The organism is Glycomyces halotolerans (assembly GCF_054779575.1).
The window spans coordinates 1-19,999 of sequence record NZ_BAAGXZ010000016.1 but is presented as its reverse complement, the minus strand read 5'-3'; the positions used below and the strand labels follow the sequence as shown (position 1 = coordinate 19,999).

Here is a 19,999-nt window from a genome sequence, read left to right as displayed (position 1 = left end):
AGAGAGGAACGAAAGATGAGCAAGCAACCGCACCTGCCGCCGAAGGAGATCCGCCGGCTGGGCCTACCGGTGGAGGCCGACCTCGCCCAGCCCGGGCGCGTCGACCCCAACCAGACCATGATGATCCGCGTCGGCGGCACCGCCGGAGCCGAACCCTCCCCGTCCAAAGTCGCCGCGCTCCACGAATCGCTCGCGCGGCTCGGGCTCGACCTCGACCCTGGCGAGGTCGCCCGCAAAGAACTCGGCACCGCCACCCGCGCCGCCCTCCGGCGACTCCAAGCCGCCGGAGGCCTCACCGAGACCGGCCGCGTCACCCCCGAGACCGCGAACCACATCAAACGCGAACTCGAGCACCGCTACTTCTCCGAGACGCCCCACCGCACCGCCAAACTCCAGCAGCTCCTCGCCTCCCTCGGCCACCCCATCGACCATTCCGAACGCTCCAAACGCCGCATCGGCCCCACCACCGCCACCGCCCTCCAGCAGTTCCGCGCCGCCACCGGCGCTCCCGGCCTCAGCTGGTGGGTCGACGAAGCGCTCGTCGAACGCCTCCGCGCCACCGAACTCAACCAGCGCCTCGGCACCCGCAACCAATTCGGCAAGGCCCAGCGCAAACTCCTCCGCGCCCTCCGCGTCGGCAAGATCGACGCCAGCCTCTCCCGAACCGAACTCGACGCACGCCGGCCCGGACCCACCACCGTCGCGGCCCTGCGCGCCTTCCAGACGAAGTACCGCCTGCCCACCACCGGCACGTTCGACCTGGCCACCATGGACAAGATCGAAGCGGTCGCCGCCTCGCTACCCGCCCCGGTCAAAACCCTCAAAGTCCGCTCCACCGCCATCGCCCCCCTGCGCAAGCACGCCAAGCTCAACATGACCGGCAAGCCGGTCACCGCCGCCCAAGAGGCCCTCGCCCGCCTCGGCCACACCGTCCCCAAACCCGAGCACGACGCCGCCGCCTTCGGCAAAGGCACCCGCAAAGCCGTCCTCGCCTACCAGGCCGCCAAGCGCCTGACGCCCACCGGACACGTCGACGGCCCCACCCGCAAAGCCCTCAACGCCGACCTCCTGGCGCTCGTGCCCGAACGCGAACGCCCCCGACCGCGCCGACGCGTCCGCGGCGCAGTCCGCGACGACCACTGGAAACCCCTCACCGGAGTGAAAGTCCGCCTCTCCCACCGCACCGCCACCGGCAAGGAAGGCGACCTCATCGCCGAACGCGTCACCGGCGGCAAAGGCTTCTACGACCTGCCCTACGACCCGCCGCGCGACCCCCGGACCGGCGCCGCGAGACCACTCCACCTCATGCTCACCTTCACCGGAGCCGACGGCACCGCCCTCGGCACCCAGACCCTGTTCGACCCCAAACCGATCCAATGGGCCAACCTGACCCTCGGCGACCTCCCGTACCGCGGCCCGTCCGCCTACGAGCGCCTCCGCGAAGCCGTCGACACCGCCCTCGCCGGCACCGCCCTGACCGACCTGGTCGAGAGCGGCGACCGCCAAGAAGTCACGGTGACCGCGCTGGCCGCCGGAGCGACCCAGGAGCAGGTGATGCGCCTGATCCTCGCCGAACGCGCCGCGGCCGCCGACGACCAGGCCGCGCTCACCCCGGCGCTCTACTACGCCTACCTGGTCCAGTCCCTGCCTCCTGGACTGCCCGACGGGCTGCTCGCCGCGACCGCCGAATGGACCCGCATCGACGAGCTCACCGAACAGGTCCGCAAAGGCATCGGCCTCCTCGACGCCGACCAGCGCGCCCGCGCCTTCGACGCCGCCGCCGACGCGGGCGTCCTGCCCATCGGCGAGATCCGCGCCCGCGACACGGCGCTCGACGCCCTCGGCACGCACGCCGTCGCCGCCGCGCTCACCACTCCCGGACTGATCGGCCCGGCACCGCTCCAAACGGTCCTCGACGCCTCGAACATCGCTCCAGAGCACTACGAGGCGATCGCCTCCGCGCTCATCGACCACGGCGCGCCGACCCCCGAGTACTGGGAACGACTCCGCGAAGAGGCCGAAGGGATCGGCCTGCTCGACGACTGGCGCGACCTGGTCGTCACCGCCGACCTCGCCGGCCTCACCTCCGGCCACCGGCCCACCCTCGCCGCCGTCAAACAGCGGCTCGACGACCCGGCATCGGAGCTCGGCGCCCCCAGAGACCTCGCCAAGCTCTCGGCCGACCAATGGGCCGAACTCATCGGCGACGCCGGCGTCGCCGTTCCCGACGGCACCTCGGGAGACGACGAATCCGTCGCCGCCCACGCCGCCACCCTCGCCGAGTCCGCCGCCCAGCGGTTCCCGACCGCCGCTCTCACCGCCGAACTCGCCCGCGCCGACGGCGCCGGCCTGGCGCACGTCGACCGAGCCGCCCGATTCCTCGACGACCACCCCGACCTCGAACTCAAACACACCGGCATCGACGCCTACCTCGCCGACCGCGAACTCGAGATCGAACGCGACCTGCTGGTGGAACTGCGCGTCCAGCAGCGCGTGCTCCGCCTGAGTCCCAACCCGAAGACCGCGATCGCGTTGCTCAAAGCAGGCCTGCACTACTCGGCTCCGATCGCGTCGCTCGACCGGACCGAACTGGCACGGCGGCTCGCCCCGCACGGACTCGACGACGGCGAGATCGCCACCGTCTACAACCGCGCCCAACTGTCGTACGCGAGCGTCCTGTCCAAACTCGTCCAACTCCGGGCCGACCTCGTCCCCGACCAGTTCGACGTCTTCGAGACCCAGACGCTCACCCTCGAGCGTGTCAAGGCCGCCATCGGCGACGTGCCCGACCTGGAACTGCTGTTCGGCGCCCTCGACTACTGCGAATGCCGCCACTGCGAATCGGTCTACGGCCCCGCCGCCTACTTCACCGACCTACTGCGCTTCCTCTCCAGCCGCAGCGCCCGCCCCGACGGCGACGACACCGTCCTCGACGTGCTGCTCGCCCGCCGCGGCGACCTCGACGACATCAAACTCGACTGCGCCAACACCGAGACCCCGCTGCCCTACATCGACCTCGTCTGCGAGATCCTCGAACGCGCCGTGCCCACCGCCTCCCCGGCCCCGGCCGCCCCGCAGACCACCCGCGGCGCCGCCGAACTGCGCGCCGTGCCCGAACACCTCCACGCCCCGGCCTACGACGTCGTCAAGGAATCAGCGTTCCCCGTCAGCGGGGCCTACAACGCCTGGCAGGCCGAGGCCCGCCTCCTCCTCGACCACCTCGGCGTCCCCCGCGGCGAACTCATGCGCATGTTCCAAGACCCGCTCGACGAGACCGCGGCCGCCTCCGCCGCCGGAGAGCACTTCGGCCTGTCCACCAAGGACATGCAGTTCATCGCCGCCGCCGAGACTGACCCGGCCGCCCTCGACGCGATCTGGGGCCTGGACACCACCGCGGCCGGCGTCGGCGTCCTCGCCTTCCTGCGACACAGCCGCATCGAATACACCGAGCTGCTCCAACTGCTCGAACTCGACTGGATCCGCGACGCCGCCCCCGAACTCGCCCTCGACCGCCCCGAAGGCACCTGCAGACTCGACGAGCAGTCGGTCACCGGACTCACCCCCGCCGCCTGGGACCGCATCCACCGCTTCCTGCGACTTCGGCCTCACACGCCCTGGCAGCCATGGCAGCTCGACCGGCTCCTCCTCGCACCGAGCCTCGGCGCCGGCGCCCTCGACGGACGCACCGTCAAGGCCCTCGCCGACTTCGACCGCCTCACCGCGACACTCCGACTCGACTTCGACCAGGCCATCGCCCTCTACGCCCCGCTCAGCACCGCCACCGCACCCGGAGCGGCCCGCTCGGCATACGCCGCCCGATTCACCGACCCCAACCTCGTCGACCCGCCCGACCCCGCCTTCGAACCGCCGCTGCCCGGCACCGAACCGATGGCCGACCACCGGCCCACACTCGCCGCCGCCTGGCAGGTCACCGAAGACGAACTCGCGCTCCTGCTCGAACACGCCGACGGCCCCATCACCGTCGAGAACCTCACCGCACCCCTGCGCCACGTCCTCCTGGCGCGCTCCCTCGGCACCTCGATCCGGGACCTGCTGACCCTCATCGATCTCGCCGACACCGCCGACCCGTTCGAGTCCCCCGCCGCCACAGTCGCACTGACCGACCTCCACCACGACATCGGCGCGTCCGGACTCGACATCGCCGAACTCGACTGGCTGCTCCGGCACCGCCCCGACTCGCCACTCGAACCGCGGACCGAGACCGTCGCCGGACACCTGGAGGCACTGCGCGAGAGCCTGCGCACCGCGCCCGAGGGCGAACGCCGCGGACAACTCGCCGCGGCCCTGGCCGCGGCCTTCGAACTCGAGGACGCCCACACCGTCGCCCTGCTCGACGGACTCCGCCCCGACGGAGCACTCTGGACCGTCTTCCTCGACGACGACCTCACCGCCCAAGACGCCGCCGGAGACTACGCCAGCGCCCTCACCGAAGCGAACTTCGGACCGCTCTTCACCGCCTGGCGGCGACTCCACAAAGCCGCCGCCGTGCTCCGCCGCACTCCCGTCGACGCGACGGAACTGACCTGGCTGCTCGACCGCGCGCCGACGCACGGCCTGCTGCACCTCGGCGACCTCCCCGCCGCCCCGGGCGAAGCCGACGCCGGCCTCGGAGCCTGGCGCGCGCTGGCCTCGTGGACGGCGCTGTACTCGCGCTACCCGCGCCCCGACGAGTCCGGGTGGCCCGAGGTCTTCGACGCCGCCGCGGACGCCGCGCCGGTGCCCGAGATCCGCGACCTGGTCGCCGCGCTCACCGGCTGGGACGTCGGCGACCTCGCCGTCCTCGACGGCGACGACGCCGCCCCTTACGGGTCCGCCGCATGGCTGCGCCGCACCGAGACGGTCATGGGCGCGCTGCGGCGACTCGGCGTGGGCGCCGACGAGGCGCGCCGTTGGGCCGACCGCGACGACGACACCGACGGCGCCCAGCGCAAGACCGCCGAGCTCGTCCGCCAGACCGTCAAATCCAAGTACGACCCGGCCGTGTGGCTCGACCTCATGCCCGACCTGACCGACCGGCTGCGCGAAGCGAGGCGCGACGCGCTGGTCGCCTACCTCGTCGAGCACTCGATGCGCACCACGTCGCCGACGATCGCGCACGGCGGCGAGGACCACGCCAATCCGGCACATTGGACCGACGAGAACGACCTCCAGCGGTACTTCCTGGTCGACACCCAGATGGCCGCCTGCCGGCTGACCTCCCGCATCAAGCAGGCGACCGGCTCGGTGCAGATGTTCGCCCAGCGATGCCTGCTCAACCTCGAGTCGCCGCTGGTGCGGATCTCCAAGTCCGAAATGGAGGACACCGCCTCGCTGGACTCGTGGAGCCAGTGGAAGACGATGATGCACTCCTACCGGATCTGGGAGGCGGCCCGCAAGGTCTTCCTGTACCCGGAGAACTGGATAGAACCCGAACTGCGCGAGAACAAGACCCAGTTCTTCCGTGAGTTCGAAGACGACCTCGCCTCCGCCGACATCACCGGCGCGAACTGCGAGACCGCCTACCGCGCGTACCTCCAGAAGCTCAACGACGCCTCGAACCTGGAGACCCTCGGCGTCTGCCACGAGGTCTCCGGAGGCGCCTCGGGCGGCCTGCCCGCGGTCAACCGCCTCCACGTCGTCGCCCGCAATCCCTCGGCAGGAGCCGGCCTCTACTACCGGACCTTCGACCTCAACTACGCCGAATGGACCGGCTGGGAGACCGTCGAACTCGACGTCGCCTCGCCCCAAGTGGTGCCGGTCGTCTACCGCGGCCGCCTCTACCTGTTCTGGCTCGAGATCACCGAACGGGCCGAGCAGCCGCGGCGTCAGCCCGCCGCGAAGGCCACCGACGGGGCCACCGAGCCGGCCGCACCCCAGGTGACCCTGGAGATCGCGCTGCACTGGTCCGAACGCACCCCCGACGGCTGGACGTCGGGACGGACCGGGCCCGACAAGCTCATCCACCCCTGGCACCGCCCGGCCTCGGCCTACACGCTCAAGCCCCGCGAATTCCGCGGGCGGCTGTGGATGGACCTCTACGTCGCCAGCACCCCGGAGTTCAACGACGGCAAGTTCTACAACGAGTTCACCGAGAACTACCGCAGGTTCGCCGCAGACACCTTCTCGAACACCAACGCGACCTGGCACTCCTCGTCGTTCGTGTTCAACGGCGCCGACGTTGTCGAACTGCGGCTCAAAGGCAGTCACGCCCGCTACCGCGACAAGTCCACCGGAGTGATGTCCTACGACAACTCCTACGACTTCGTCCACCGTGACTTCGCGGAGGAAGGGCGCAAGATCAAGCGGCTGACCGGGCGGCTCGACGCCTCGCCGCTGCGCCAACCGGTCGGCATGCACTTCGCCTCCGGTCGACTCGCCAACAACGTCGACCCGGCCAACCCCGACCGAGCCGCGGTGGCGGTCGGCCCCGGGGACACCCGGCCGCTGCTCAATGACGCGCCCGACCCGTTCGAGCTGGTCCTCGCGCCGAACGGCGATCAGTACAACGACCGCGAGGAGCCGTTCAGCCCCCTCATCTACCAGGATCCCGACCGCAGGTACTTCGTGCGGCGAGCCAGTCGCGCGAGCATGCTGTTCCTCTCGGGGATCGGCGCGGTCCCGTTCTCCTTCGAGACGCACCGCTGGTACCCGTTCACGCACCCCTACGCGGCCCGTTTCCTGGAGACGCTCGACTCATCGGGCCTCGACCGGCTCCTGGCCCGTTCCACTCAGAGCATCGCGCCCGACGGCGACACCGATTTCTCCTACGATCCGGCGCCGCTCAACATCGTCGACCCCACCGCGCGCGGCGGCGTCGACTTCACCCGGTCGGGCGCCTACTCGATCTACAACTGGGAGGTCTTCTTCCACCTGCCGATGCTCATCGCCTCCAAGCTCGGGACCGAGCAGCGCCACGAGGAGGCCATGAGCTGGTTCCACCGGGTTTTCGACCCGACCAGCACCGACGGCGCCGACGCGCCACAGCGGTACTGGGTCACCCGGCCGTTCTTCGAGCACAGCGGCGATGGCTACCGCGCCCAGCGCATCGAGTCGATCCTCGCCGACATCGGCGACCACCTGGACGAACTGCGCGCCTGGAAGCACCATCCGTTCTCGCCCCACGTCATCGCCCGCCACCGTCCGATCGCCTACCAGAAGGCGGTGGTGATGCGCTACCTCGACAACCTCATCGCGTGGGCCGACATGGAGTTCCGACGCGACTCGATGGAGTCGACCAACCGGGCGCTGCTGCTCTACACGCTCGCCGCCGAGCTGCTCGGCCGGCGGCCCGAGAAGGTCCCCGCCCCCGAACGCGAGAGCCGCACTTACGCGGAGCTGGCGGACGAGGCCGGCCTCGACCCATTCGGCAACGCCAGCGTTCCCGCCGTCCTCGAGAACCTCGGACCGGCGCCCGACCTCGCCGCACCGGACGTCCCCGAGGAGCCGCTGCCCCAGTTCCCGGTGCCCTATTTCGGCATCCCCGTCAACGACCGGCTGCTCGGCTACTGGGACACGCTCGCCGACCGGCTGTTCAAGCTCCGCAACTGCATGAACATCGAAGGCGTGACCCGGCGGCTGCCGCTGTTCGAGCCGCCGATCGACCCCGGGCTGCTGGTGAAGGCCGCCGCTCAAGGCGCCGACCTCAACAGCATCATGTCCGTCGTCGCCGCCCCGTCCGCCCAGTACCGCTTCCGCTACCTCGTCGCACGCGCCGCCGACCTCTGCGCCGAGCTGCGCGCACTGGGCGAGAAGCTGCTGTCGGTGCTGGAGCGCCGCGACGCCGAAGCACTGGCCAGGCTCCGCGCCGCTCAAGAGACTTCGCTCAACGAGACCATCCTCGACATCCGCGAGCAGCAGATCCAGGAAGCCGGTGAAGCCCGGGCGGCGCTCGAGTCCGGACGGTCCGCGCTCGGCGAACGCATCAGCCACTACGATTCGTTCCCCAGAATGCTGGTCTCCGAAGAGATCGGCGTGGTCGCCCGCGGGGCCGGCCTGGTCGGCAGCCTCATCGCGTCCATGCTCCAGTTCAAAGCGGGCGTCGCCTCGATGCTCCCCACCATGAGCGTCGGCTTCGCCGGTTTCGGCGGCAGCCCGTCGTTCTCCCTGTCGTTCGGCGGCTCCAACCTCTCCGGGCTCCTGTCGAACTCCGCGTCGGGGATCTCCACCCTCTCGGGGATCGCCAACTCGATCGCGACGATGGCCGAGATGCAGGGCCGGTACACCCGCGACTTCCGCACCAACCAGTTCCAGAAGACCCTCGCCGAGAAGGAGCTCGAGCGCCTCGAAGCCGAGATCACGACGGCACTGACGCGCGAGGCCATCGCCGAGGCCGAACGGGACCGCCAGCGGAACCAGGTCGAGGACGCCGCCGCCGTGGAGGAGTTCCTCAAGTCCAAGTACACCGACGCCGAGCTGTACGACTGGATGGTCAAGCAGGTATCGGTCATCTACTTCCAGGCGTACAAGATCGCCTTCGACGCCGCCCGGCAGGCCGAGGCGATCTTCCGTTTCGAGCTGGCCGACCCCGACGCGATGTACGTCCAATTCGGCTACTGGGACAGTCTGAGGAAGGGACTGCTCGCGCCCGAACGGCTCACCAACGACCTGCGCCGCATGGAATCGGACTACCTGGTCCGGCACGGCCGCGGCCTGGAGATCACCAAGCACGTCTCCCTCGCCCAGATCGACCCGCTCGCGCTGCTCAAGCTCAAACTCACCGGCGGTGTGGAGATCGAACTGCCCGAGTGGCTGTTCGACCTCGACCACCCCGGGCACTACCGGCGCCGCCTCAAGTCGGCGGCGATCTCGATCCCGTGCGTGGCCGGACCGTACACATCGGTGAACTGCACGGTGTCGATGACCGCGAACGGCGTCCGTCTCACCGACTCGGTCACCGGCGGCTACGGCGACCCGCTCGCCTCCGGGGGCGACACGCGGTTCTGGACCAGCCCGGTTCCGACCAGCACGATCGTGACCAGCCACGGCGTCAACGACCGCGGCATGTTCGAGCTACGCCTCGAAGGCGACCGCTTCCTCCCGTTCGAGGGAGCCGGGGTCGCGAGCCGCTGGAGCATCGAGCTGCCGCCGGAGAACAACCAGTTCGACCTCGCCTCGGTCACCGACGTCGTGCTGCACCTGGACTACACCGCTCAGGTCGGTTCACCCGAGCTGGCCGACCTCGCCCGCGCCAACCTCGACACGGTGCTGCCGAACGCGGGCGCGGTCCTGTTCGTGCTCGAGGAGCAGTTCGGCACGGCCTGGCACCGGATGCTGCATCCGGCCGACGGCGAGGACCAGGAGCTCGTGTTCGATCTCGACGCCGCGCACCTGCCGTTCTGGGCGCGCGCCCGCATGGGCTCGGGTGCCCTCAGTGTGACCGGGGCCGACCTGGTGGTCGACACCCCGCACGAGGAGGGTTTCACGACCCGGTGGCAGTTGCCGGGCGAGACCGCGCCGTCCGCCGAGGTTCCCGGCGCCCGCGACCCCGGGCTCGATCAGGCGCCGCACGCGGCCATCGCGCCGACGGCGCCGCGGCCGCCGATGCTGGGGGAGTGGCGGGTGCGCATGCGCCGCGACAGCGCGGCCGACTACACGTCGCTGAACGCCGACGACGTTCGTCGCGCCTATCTGATGGTGCGCTTCGAAATCGCCTGAACGCGGGGGCTTGACATTGTCCACGCTATACACTAAACTCAAGGCCGTTCGGTGATACTTAAGGTTAGTGTATAGCGTGGACAATGGTCCGTGTTAAGGAATAAGCAGTAGCGTAAGAAGGTCATCGGCATTTCATTAAGGCACTCGGTGTTTCGGTTCGTCTCATCGGGGCCTTTTTCATTGCCCGCGGTACGGCGCCGGCGCCCCTCCGGTGAACCTGGGAGTCCCTCTCCGCACCGGCATGGAGCGCCCGAACCCCACCGGAGGGCCGGAAGCGAGAACGAGTCCGGCGCTCGCCGCCGGAAACGGGCTTGGCGATCGGGGCCGCCGGCCGTAGGCTGGCCGGGCACCCGTTTCCCGCCGCTCTCGCGAGCCCCGCGCAAAGGACCCCGATGTTCGGCACCGTCGACCTGTGGACGTACGTCGTCGCCACCGTCTTCATCATCCTGCTGCCCGGACCGAATTCGCTCTACGTCCTGTCGGTGGCCTCGCGGCGCGGACGGCGAGCGGGGTTCGCGGCCGCCGCGGGCGTGTTCTGCGGCGACTCGGTGCTGATGGTCGCCTCGGCGGCCGGACTGGCCTCGGTGTTCGCCGCTTCGCCGTTCCTGTACAACACGGTCCGCTGGGCCGGGGTCGCCTATCTCGCCTACCTCGCCTCGGGCCTGCTGCTCTCCGGCTGGAAGACCTGGCGCGCCGTCCGGCGCGGCGAAGGCCCCGAGCCCGGTTCGGCCGCCGCCGTGGTCAAGACCGCGGTGCGGACCGAGCGCCCCTATGTGCGGGCGCTGGTGGCGAGCCTGCTCAACCCCAAGGCGATCCTGTTCTTCGTGGCGTTCTTCGTGCAGTTCGTCGACCCGACCTACCAGTGGCCGGTCCTCAGCTACGGTGTGCTGTTCGTGATCCTGCAGACCTGCTCGATGGTCTACCTCTCGACCCTCATCGTCACCGGAGACCGGTTCGCGCGCATGTTCCGCGAACGCCGTGCGCTGTCGGCGGCCGGCAACGGCCTGGTCGGCTCGGTCATGATCGGCTCCGCCGCCAAACTCGCCACCACCGGATGAGAGCGAGCCGCGAAGCGCTCGGCGCCCCGCGGCTCCGTGCCGCCTGAATCATATAGGATATATCCTATATTATATAGGATCTTCAGAGGTTGCCGAGCGTGTCCAGCGCCGGCAGGGCCCGGTCGTCGTAGTCGAACAGCGCCTGGTTCTCCCAGCCGTTGCCGCTCGACGGGTCGTCCGGGTCCCAGCCGTGGCCCTCGACGCCGGTCCAGGTCGCCTCCCACCAGAACACGCCGCGGCCCAGGCCGTCCGGGACGCCCTTGACCACGTCGGCGACCGCGGTCAGCACCGCCGACTGGCTCTCCGGGCCCGCCGGATATCCGGCCACCGGCTCGGCGTCGGCGATGATGTTCGGCCAGCCGTCCTTGTCCTCGGTCGTGAACGGGTAGGCCGTCTCCATCACGTACATCGGCTTGCCGTAGCGCCCGGCCAGGTCGTGCATGTTCGACTCGAGCTCCTCGAACGTCCCGTGCCAGTACGGGTAGAACGACAGGCCGATCGCGTCGTACGGCACGCCGTGGCTCTCGGCGTTGTCGAACCACCAGCGGAAGGCGCCGTTGTCGCCGCCCTCGGCGAGGTGCAGCACGACCTCGGCCCGCGGCACGGTGTCCCGCACCGCGTCCGATCCGGCCGTCAGCAGCTCGGCCAACTGCGGCCACCGGTCCCAGCGGCCGTCCGGCCAGATCATGCCGCCGTTGATCTCGTTGCCGACCTGCACGAGCGTCGGCGCGGCGCCGACCTCCTCGAGCGCGCCGAGCACCTCGGCGGTGTGGTCGTACACGGCCGACTTGAGGCCTGCGAAGTCGAGGTCGGCCCACGCGGCGGGCTTGTACTGCTTGCCCGGGTCCGCCCAGGTGTCGGAGTAGTGGAAGTCCACCAGCAGGTCCATACCGGCCCGCTTGGCGCGCTCGCCGATCTCGACGACCTGGTGCTCGGTGTTGTAGCCGTCGCCGGGATCGACCCACACCTTGAGGCGGATGCAGTTGACTCCGCTGTCGGCGAGGATGTCGATCGCGTCGCCCTCGGAGCCGTCGGCGCGGCGGTAGACGGCACCGAGGTCCTCGGCCTTGGCGAGGCTCGAGATGTCGGCGCCGCGCACGAACGTCTTGGTCTTGCGCGGTCTTCTCCTGCGGTCGACCTCGGCCAGCGCCGGGGTCGCGCCGAGCGCGGCGACGCCGAGCGCGCCGGCGGCGGTGATGGCGGTTCTTCGTTTCATAGGGGTTCTCACTCCTTTGTGATGCGTACGATGACGACACCTCCCGCGGCGACGGGGACGCCGCCGTCGTAGACGGTGCCGTCGAGCGCGTCGACGCCCCGGAGGCCCGGGACGGCGACGTCCTGATCGGCGTGGTTGATCAGGAAGCGGTGGTCGCCGCGCTGGACGATCTCGAGTTGCTCGGGCAGGTCGCTCGGGTGGCGCACGCCCGCGTGGTCGAGGACCTCGCCCAGCAGGTCGCCCAGTCCGCTCTCGTGGTCGAGGGCGGTCGCGGCGTACCAGGCGGTGCCCGTGCCGAGGCGGTGGCGGGTGATGGCCGGATGCCCCGAGTCCGGTCCGTCGGCGAAGGCCGCGACGGTCTCGGCGCCGGCGGTGCGCACCCGCTCGGACCAGATGCGGCCTCTCGCCCCGGAGTCGAGCGTGAGCGCGCCGCCTTCGGGGAGCGGGTGGAACTCCTCGGTCCACAGCCCCAGGACCTCGCGCAGCGCCCCGGGGTTGGCTCCGGGGTGGACGGTGTCGTGCTCGTCGACGATCCCCGAGAAGTAGGAGACCAGGAGGCTGCCGCCGGCTTCGACGTAGCCGCGCAGCCGCTTCGCGGCGTCGGCGGTGAGCAGGTACGAGGAGGGCGCGACGACGAGGCGGTATCGGCTCAGGTCCGATTCGGGGTGGGCGAAGTCGACGGTGACGTGCCGCTTCCACAGGCTCTCGTAGTAGGCCTCGACGCGTTCGCGGTAGCGCAGGTCGATCGACGGCCGCCATTCGAGTTCGAGCGCCCACCACGACTCCCAGTCCCAGAGGATCGCGACTTCGGCCTCGATGTCGGCGCCGACGAGGCCGTCCAGCCGCTTCAGGTCCCGGCCGAGGGCGACGACGTCGCGCCAGACCTCGGTGTCGGTGCCGCCGTGGGGGAGCATCGCCGAGTGGAACTTCTCGGCGCCGGCCCTGGAGGCCCGCCACTGGAAGAACATGAGCGCGTCGGCGCCGCGCGCCAGGTGGGCCAGGGAGTTGCGACGCATCTGGCCGGGCGTCTTGGCGAGGTTCCGCGGCTGCCAGTTGACCGCCGAGGTGGAGTGCTCCATGACCATCCACGGGCCGCCGGCGACGCCGCGTGTGAGGTCGGCGCTCATGGACAGTTCGATGTGGTTCTCGGGACGTTCGGCGACGAGGTAGTGGTTGTTGGAGACCACGTCGACCTCTTCGGCCCACCGCCGGTAGTCCATGTCCTCGCAGTTGGGGATCATGAAGTTCGTGGTCGCCGGGGCCGAGGAGTACCGGGCGACGATGTCGCGCTGGGCGCGGTAGCCGGCGAGGTGCTCCTCGCACGAGAACCGCTTCCAGTCGAGCTGGAGGGCCGGGTTGACGCCGGGCGGAGCGGCGCCGGGCGCCTCGATCTGGTCGAACGACCGGTAGACGATGCCCCAGAAGGCCGTCCCCCAGGCGCCGTTGAGGTGGTCGATGTCGGAGTACTTCGCGGCGAGCCAGCGCTGGAAGGCCTCGGTCGAGGCCGGGCAGTAGCACTCGACGTTGGCCCAGCCGTACTCGTTGTGCAGGTGCCACAGCTCCACCGAGGGGTGCTCGCCGTATCGGGCGGCGAGCGCTTCGACGATGTGTTCGCAGGCCTCCCGGTAGGCGGGGGAGGAGGGGCACACGCCGTGCCGAGTGCCTCCGGCCAGCGTGCGGCCGTCGCGGTCGACCAGGCGGATCTCCGGGTGGGCCCGGCGCAGCCACGCCGGAGGGGAGGCGGTGGGGGTGCCCATGTCGACGCCGATGCCGGCGTCGTGGAGCAGCTCCATGATGCGGTCGAGGCCGGTGAAGTCGTATTCGCCGCGCGCGGGTTCGACGATGCCCCAGTTGAAGATGCCGAGGCTGACGAGGTTGACTCCGGCCTCGCGCATGAGGCGCACGTCCTCGTGCCAGACCTCCTCGGGCCACTGTTCGGGGTTGTAATCGCCTCCGTAGCGAATCGTCTTCAACGTGTCTCCTGTGGGGTTCCTCGCATCAAAGCTTGTGAACGTGCACAGTACTCGACTCCCAGTCTGCTGGCAACCCCCGTTCCATGCGGCTTCCGTTTCTGAATTGTGATCGTTTCATGAATACTTCTTCCTGAATAATCGCACATATCGGCCAAACGGTGGTTGCCTTGCGGATCGGGTGCCGCTAGATTCGTGTAAACGTTCACAGTCCGATGGTGCCCTTCACGGCGCTGGACACACCCTTATCGAGACGAGGACACGATGATGCGAAGCAAAGGCGCTATCGCAGCCGCCGCGGCGGCAGCGCTCACCCTGGCCGCCTGCGGCGGCCCCGCCGAAGAGGAAGAGGCCTCCGGCGACCTCGAATGGGACGCCGAGGCCCGGCAGTACGTCATGGAGGAGGAGATCGCCTCCGGCGAGGTCCCCCTCAAAGTCTGGTTCGAAGAGGACTACCTGGCCGAGGCCGTCATCGCCGCCTTCAACGAGGAATACCCCGACGTCGAGGTCGAGTACGAACTGGCGGCCAAGAACGACGCCGTCGACAAGATGGCGCTGGCCGGCGAGGCCGGAAACGGCGCCGACGTCTACATGACCTTCTACGACCAGATCGCCCGCGCCATCGACGACGGCACCGCCGCCCCGCTCGGCGAGTACCAGGGCGTCCTCGAAGAGCGCATGAGCGACACCTTCACCGGCGTGGTCTCCTCCGAAGGCCAGATGTTCGCCGTCCCGGTCACCACCGAGTCGGTCGCCCTCATGTACAACCGGACGCTCCTCCAAGAGCTGACCGGATCGCCCGAACCGGCCCGCAGCTGGGAGGAGATCGTCGAACTCGCCGGCGAGTACAACGACCCGGCCGCCAACCGGTGGACGATCCGCATGTTCACCGCCGAGATCTACCGCGCCTACCCGATCCTGTCGGCCGCCGGCTGGCAGGTCTACCCCGACGGCGACGTGGACGACCCCGGCTTCGACGACCCGGCCCTGACCGAGGCCCTCGACTACTACGCCGGCCTGCGCGAGATCTTCGACGTGCCCAGCGCCGACACCACCTGGGAGACCGTCGAAGAGGCCTTCGCCGAAGGCGAGACGCCCTACGTCATCACCGGCCCCTGGAGCTTCTCCACCTTCGACGCCGGCGCCGAGGCGAACGGCTTCGAGTACGGTGTCACCACCCTGCCGACCGCGAACGGCGGCGAGCCCGCCGGATCCTTCGCCGGCATGCACGTCGCCGCCGTCTCCGGTTACACCGAGTACCCGGCCGCCGCGCGGGTCTTCGCGAACTTCCTGGCCTCCGACGCCGGCGCCGCCGCCGTCTACGCCTCGACCGGCCAGATCCCGGCGCTGAACCGGGAACTGCTCTCGGGCATCGAAGGCCTCGCCGACGACCCGCACGTCGCCGGCATCGTCGAGCAGTCCGCCCAGGCCGAGCTGATCCCCCAGGTGCCCCAGTACTTCTGGGAGACCGGCAACGCACTGGTCGTCGACGTCTGGGACGGCCTGTCGGACACCGCCGACGCCCAGACCAAGGCCGCGGGCAGCTACAACGAGCTCCACGGACTCTAGGAACCACCGACCGTGAGTACCGCTCGGAACTCGACGCTCCCCGCGCCCGTGCCGGGCCTCGCCTCGGCGCTGGTGTGGGGAGCCGGCCAAATGCTCAACCGCCAGCTCGGGAAGGCGGCCTTCTTCTTCGCCTTCTTCGCCTCCGCCATCGGCTGGGAGCTGGCCACCGGCAATTACTACGCCGGCATGGACTACACCCCGCGCTCCAACGGCGGCTTCTTCGTCAAAGGCCTCTGGGGACTGGTCACGCTCGGCACGCAGCCGCGCGAGATGACCCTCACCGGCCTCACCGAAGGCGACAACTCCATCGTCCTCATGGCCAACGGCCTCATCGCGCTGCTCACCCTCGCGCTGCTGGCCATCGTCTGGATCTGGAGCGTCCGCGACGCCGCCCGATACCGCGCCGCCCTGAACACCGCGGCCGACCCCGAGAGCTCCCGGGAGTACTTCCGCAAGCTCTGGGACGGCGCCTTCGCCTACATCGCCCTCTCACCGGGACTGGTCCTCATCGTCTTCATGTCGGTGCTGCCGGTCCTGTTCGGCATCCTGGTCGCCTTCACCAACTACAACCGAGACAACCTGCCGCCGAAGAACCTCGTCAGCTGGGTCGGCTTCGAGAACTTCACCTCGCTGTTCGCCGTGCCCTCCTGGGCCGGCACCTTCGCCGGCGTCCTCGGCTGGACCTTCGTATGGGCCATCGTCGCGACCGCCACCACCTACATGCTCGGCTTCCTGCAGGCGGTGCTGCTGGCCAACAAGAAGGTCAGGTTCCCGCGCATGTGGCGCTCGGTCTTCCTGCTGCCCTGGGCCGTCCCCGCCATCGTCTCCGCACTGGTCTTCCGGTCGATGTTCAACGGCCAGTTCGGCCCCATCAGCCAATTCCTGGTCGACATCGGCCTGACCGACGAGCGGGTCTACTGGTTCACCGACCCCTCCCAGCCCAACCTGGCCCGCGCCGTGGCGCTCCTGGTCAACCTGTGGCTCGGCTTCCCGTTCTTCATGGCCCTGGTCGGCGGCGTGCTCACCAACATCCCCGACAGCTACTACGAGGCCGCCCGCATGGACGGCGCCGGCCCCATCGCACAGCTGCGACACATCACCCTGCCGGTGGTCCACCGGACCGTCGCGCCGCTCCTGATCCTGGCGTTCGTCACCAACTTCAACAACTTCGGAGTGGTCTACTTCCTCACCGAAGGCGGCCCGGACAACGCCGACTACCGGTTCGCCGGCAGCACCGACCTGCTCATCACCTGGCTGTTCAAACTCACCCTCGAGAACCGGCTCTACAACATCGGAGCCGTGATGAGCCTGGTCATCTTCTTCATCGTGGGGACCATCTCGGTGTGGAACCTCAACCGTTCCAAGGCGATCCGGGAGCTGTAGACCATGAGAGCGAAACAACGCAGCCCGCGCGACCGCATCGCCTCGGCGTTCATCCACCTCGAACTGGCCGTCGTGGCCGCCATCGTCATCTTCCCGCTGCTGTGGGTCGTCGGCTCGTCCCTCGGCCCCGGCGGCGGCCTGGCCAACGCCACCCCGATCCCCGAGAACGCCGGCCTCGACAACTACGTCCACCTGTTCACCCGCACCGACTACGGGCGCTGGTACCTCAACTCCCTGTACGTCGCGACGCTGAACATGGCCGGCTCGGTGATCCTGTCGGCCCTCTGCGGCTACGTGTTCTCACGCGTCCGCTTCCGCGGACGCAAAGCCGGACTGCTGTCGATCCTGATCCTGCAGATGTTCCCGACCTTCCTGACCGCCATCGCCGTCTACATGCTCTTCCTCAACTTCGGCCTGCTGGACTCCCTCACCGGCCTCGCCCTGGTGAGCATCTCGGCGGCACTGCCCTACAACATCTGGCTCATGAAGGGCTACACCGACAACCTGCCGACCAGTCTCGACGAGGCCGCCGCGATCGACGGCGCCGGCCGGATCACGATCTTCCGCAAGATCGTGCTCCCGCTCATGGTCCCGATGCTGACGTTCGTGGCCATCACCCAGTTCACGATGCCCTGGATGGACTTCATCCTGCCGCGGCTGCTCCTGCAGAGCCCCGACAAGCAGACCGTGGCCCTCGGCCTGTTCCAGATGATCACCGACCAGTACCAGAACGACTTCACCACCTTCGCCGCCGGAGCGGTCGTGCTGGCCGTCCCGATTACCATCCTCTACATCGTCCTGCAGAAATACCTCGTCACCGGCGCCTCCGCCGGTGCGGAGAAAGGATGAGCGCGATGATCCGCGGAGCCGACGTCTCGATGACCGCCGAAGTCGAAGCCCTCGGCGGGACCTACCGCGCCGACGGCCGCGAACGCGACCTGTTCGAGCTGCTCGCCGAGTCCGGCGTCGACACCGTCCGCCTGCGCCTGTGGGTCGACCCCCGCGACGAGCGCGGCGAGCCGTACCTGGGCGGCACCAACGACCTGGAGACGACCGTCGCGCTGGCCCGCCGCGCCAAGGCCGCCGGCCTCGGCCTCCTGCTGGACCTGCACTACTCCGACTTCTGGACCGACCCCAAGAAGCAGGCGGTCCCCAAGGCCTGGCGAGGCCTGGACTACGAAGCGCTGCGCGTCCAGGTCGGCGACTACACCGCCGCGGTGGCCGACCGGCTCGACCGCGAGGACCTCACGCCCGACCTGGTCCAGGTCGGCAACGAGATCACCAACGGCATGCTGTGGCCGATCGGTCGGACCCCGAGGTTCGACGACCGGACCCGGACCTTCGGGCCCGATGACGAGCCCGCCTGGGACCGCCTCGCCGGACTGCTGAGCGCCGGGCTCGCCGCCGTCCCGGAGTCGGTGCGAACCATCCTCCACCTGGACTTCGGCGGTGCGGGCGAACTCTACCGCGGCTGGTTCGACGAGATCACCGCCCGCGGCGTCGACTTCGACGTGATCGGCCTGTCGTACTACCCGTTCTGGCACGGCGCCCTCGAGGACCTGGCCGCCAACATGCGCGACGTCGGCGCCCGCTACGGCAGGGACACGCTGGTGGTCGAGACCTCGTACGCCTGGACCGGCGAGGCGCCGGCCGGCCATCACTCGGTCTTCGGTCCCGAGCTCGCCGAGACCGGCGGCTATCCGGCCACAGTAGAGGGGCAATCGGCGTTCCTGCGTGACCTCTACCGAGCGGTGGCCTCCGCGCGCGGGCTCGGAGCCGTCTACTGGGAACCCGGATGGCTCCCGGTCGAGGGCACCACCTGGGCCTCGCGCGCCGGCATGGAATACGGCGACGACCTCGCCGAAGGCGGCAACCCGTGGGCCAACCAGGCGCTGTTCGACTTCGACGGCAACGCCCTGCCGTCGCTGCGGGCGCTCGGCGGCGCGTGAGACCGGCCCTGGAGGAGAGTCCTTCCCCTTGGGACTCCCGCGGGTGCCGCGGGTGCCGGGGGATAATCATTGACGACGCAAGGGAGTGCTGAGGAACAGTGACACGGAAACGACCGACGATCCACGACGTCGCAGCGGCCTCGGGGGTTTCCAGGGGCACGGTGTCGCGCGTCCTCAACGGCCAGGGGAACGTATCGCTCGCCGCCGAGATGGCCGTGAAGCGGGCCGTCGCCGAGACCGGGTACGTGGTCAACCGGGCCGCCCGCAGCCTGAAGACCAGCCGCACCGGATCGGTCGTCATGGTCCTCTCCGAGCCGCAGGAACGGCTGTTCGAGGACCCGAACTTCAGCGTGCTCATGCGAGTGGCGACCAACCAGCTCGCCGAACGGGACATGTCGCTGGTGCTCATGATCGCCGGCGACGACGGCGGCCGCGACCGGGTGGCCCGCTATCTGCGCGGCGGCCACGCCGACGGCACGCTCCTGGTCTCCACCCACGCCGGCGACCGCCTGCTGGAGGCCGTCGAACGCAGCGGCGTCCCGGCCGTGGCCTGCGGCGCGGTGCTCGGCAGCGAGAGCGTCATCCCCTACGCCGCCGCCGACGACCGCGGCGGGGCCCGCGACATGACCGAATACCTCGTCGCGCAGGGCCGTCGCAAGATCGGCATGATCACCGGTCCGCTCGACACGCCCGGCGGCTCCCTGCGCCTCGAAGGCTTCACCGGCGTGCTCGGACGCAAGGCCACCAAGCAGACCGTCGTCCACGGCGACTACACGCAGGCCGGAGGAGAGGCCGCCATGCGGCGGCTGCTGGAGGACGTCCCGGACCTCGACGCGGTCTTCGTCGCCTCCGACCTCATGGCCGCCGGCGCGCTGCAGGCCCTCCACGCGGCCGGCAGGCGCGTTCCCGAGGACGTCGCCGTGGCCGGGTTCGACGACTCCGCGATCGCCACGGCGACCCGACCCATGCTCACCACCGTGAGGCAGCCGCTCGACAAGGTCGCCGAGGAGACCGTCCGCCTCCTGACGGCACTGCTCGACGAACGCGAGGTAGAACCCGTCGTCCTCCCGACCGAACTGGTGGTCCGCGACTCCGTCTAGTCCCAATGTCGTTCGGTTAGGGCTGGGGCTTGGGTGTCGAGTAGGGTCTTAGCCGCTGGGAACGAAGAAGGGGCTTCTTGATAGAACGGTTGTGCTGCAA

9 protein-coding genes are annotated in these 19,999 nt (G+C 69.6%); 7 read left to right on the top strand and 2 right to left on the bottom strand.

Annotation, left to right across the window (positions count from 1 at the left end):
* Positions 1–15 precede the first annotated feature (15 nt).
* Complete coding sequence (locus tag ACYVL2_RS13840) at positions 16–9,654, top strand: Tc toxin subunit A-related protein (protein ID WP_460544265.1); 9,639 nt, start codon at positions 16–18, stop codon at positions 9,652–9,654.
* Positions 9,655–10,046: 392 nt separating this feature from the next.
* Entirely contained in the window at positions 10,047–10,712 is a 666-nt protein-coding gene (gene leuE / locus ACYVL2_RS13835) for a LysE family translocator (protein WP_460544263.1), read from the top strand.
* Positions 10,713–10,794: 82 nt separating this feature from the next.
* On the opposite strand, the gene ACYVL2_RS13830 is transcribed toward leuE, so the two are convergent.
* Complete coding sequence (locus ACYVL2_RS13830; RefSeq protein WP_460544261.1) at positions 10,795–11,928, bottom strand: glycoside hydrolase family 53 protein; 1,134 nt, start codon at positions 11,926–11,928, stop codon at positions 10,795–10,797.
* Positions 11,929–11,936: 8 nt separating this feature from the next.
* A complete protein-coding gene (locus tag ACYVL2_RS13825) occupies positions 11,937–13,901 on the bottom strand; it encodes a beta-galactosidase (protein ID WP_460544259.1) in 1,965 nt (654 codons plus the stop codon).
* Between the two features lie 261 nt (positions 13,902–14,162).
* Between ACYVL2_RS13825 and ACYVL2_RS13820 the strand changes: the two genes are divergently transcribed.
* The 5 genes from ACYVL2_RS13820 (at position 14,163) to ACYVL2_RS13800 (ending at position 19,899) form a co-directional block, all read left to right on the top strand.
* The gene (locus ACYVL2_RS13820; RefSeq protein WP_460544257.1) at positions 14,163–15,467 is read left to right on the top strand and encodes a type 2 periplasmic-binding domain-containing protein; all 1,305 of its coding nucleotides are present in this window, start codon (positions 14,163–14,165) and stop codon (positions 15,465–15,467) included.
* A gap of 12 nt (positions 15,468–15,479) precedes the next feature.
* Positions 15,480–16,850: a carbohydrate ABC transporter permease gene (locus tag ACYVL2_RS13815; RefSeq protein ID WP_460544255.1), complete on the top strand. Its 1,371-nt coding sequence runs from the start codon at positions 15,480–15,482 to the stop codon at positions 16,848–16,850.
* A gap of 3 nt (positions 16,851–16,853) precedes the next feature.
* Positions 16,854–17,699 (top strand): sugar ABC transporter permease, encoded by an 846-nt coding sequence (locus tag ACYVL2_RS13810; protein ID WP_460544253.1) that lies wholly within the window; start codon positions 16,854–16,856, stop codon positions 17,697–17,699.
* On the top strand, positions 17,696–18,799 hold the full coding sequence (locus ACYVL2_RS13805) for a glycoside hydrolase family 53 protein (protein ID WP_460544251.1): 1,104 nt from the start codon (positions 17,696–17,698) through the stop codon (positions 18,797–18,799). The genes ACYVL2_RS13810 and ACYVL2_RS13805 overlap by 4 nt, the downstream gene beginning before the upstream one ends.
* Positions 18,800–18,897: 98 nt before the next feature.
* Complete coding sequence (locus tag ACYVL2_RS13800) at positions 18,898–19,899, top strand: LacI family DNA-binding transcriptional regulator (protein ID WP_460544249.1); 1,002 nt, start codon at positions 18,898–18,900, stop codon at positions 19,897–19,899.
* Positions 19,900–19,999 lie beyond the last annotated feature (100 nt).

Excerpts from the sequence above, each read along its gene's own strand:
- ACYVL2_RS13810 (WP_460544253.1), top strand. The coding sequence starts at position 16,854 with ATGAGAGCGAAACAACGCAGCCCGCGCGACCGCATCGCCTCGGCGTTC.
- ACYVL2_RS13820 (WP_460544257.1), top strand. The coding sequence starts at position 14,163 with ATGATGCGAAGCAAAGGCGCTATCGCAGCCGCCGCGGCGGCAGCGCTC.
- ACYVL2_RS13840 (WP_460544265.1), top strand. The coding sequence starts at position 16 with ATGAGCAAGCAACCGCACCTGCCGCCGAAGGAGATCCGCCGGCTGGGC.
- ACYVL2_RS13830 (WP_460544261.1), bottom strand. The coding sequence starts at position 11,928 with ATGAAACGAAGAACCGCCATCACCGCCGCCGGCGCGCTCGGCGTCGCC.
- leuE (WP_460544263.1), top strand. The coding sequence starts at position 10,047 with ATGTTCGGCACCGTCGACCTGTGGACGTACGTCGTCGCCACCGTCTTC.
- ACYVL2_RS13805 (WP_460544251.1), top strand. The coding sequence starts at position 17,696 with ATGAGCGCGATGATCCGCGGAGCCGACGTCTCGATGACCGCCGAAGTC.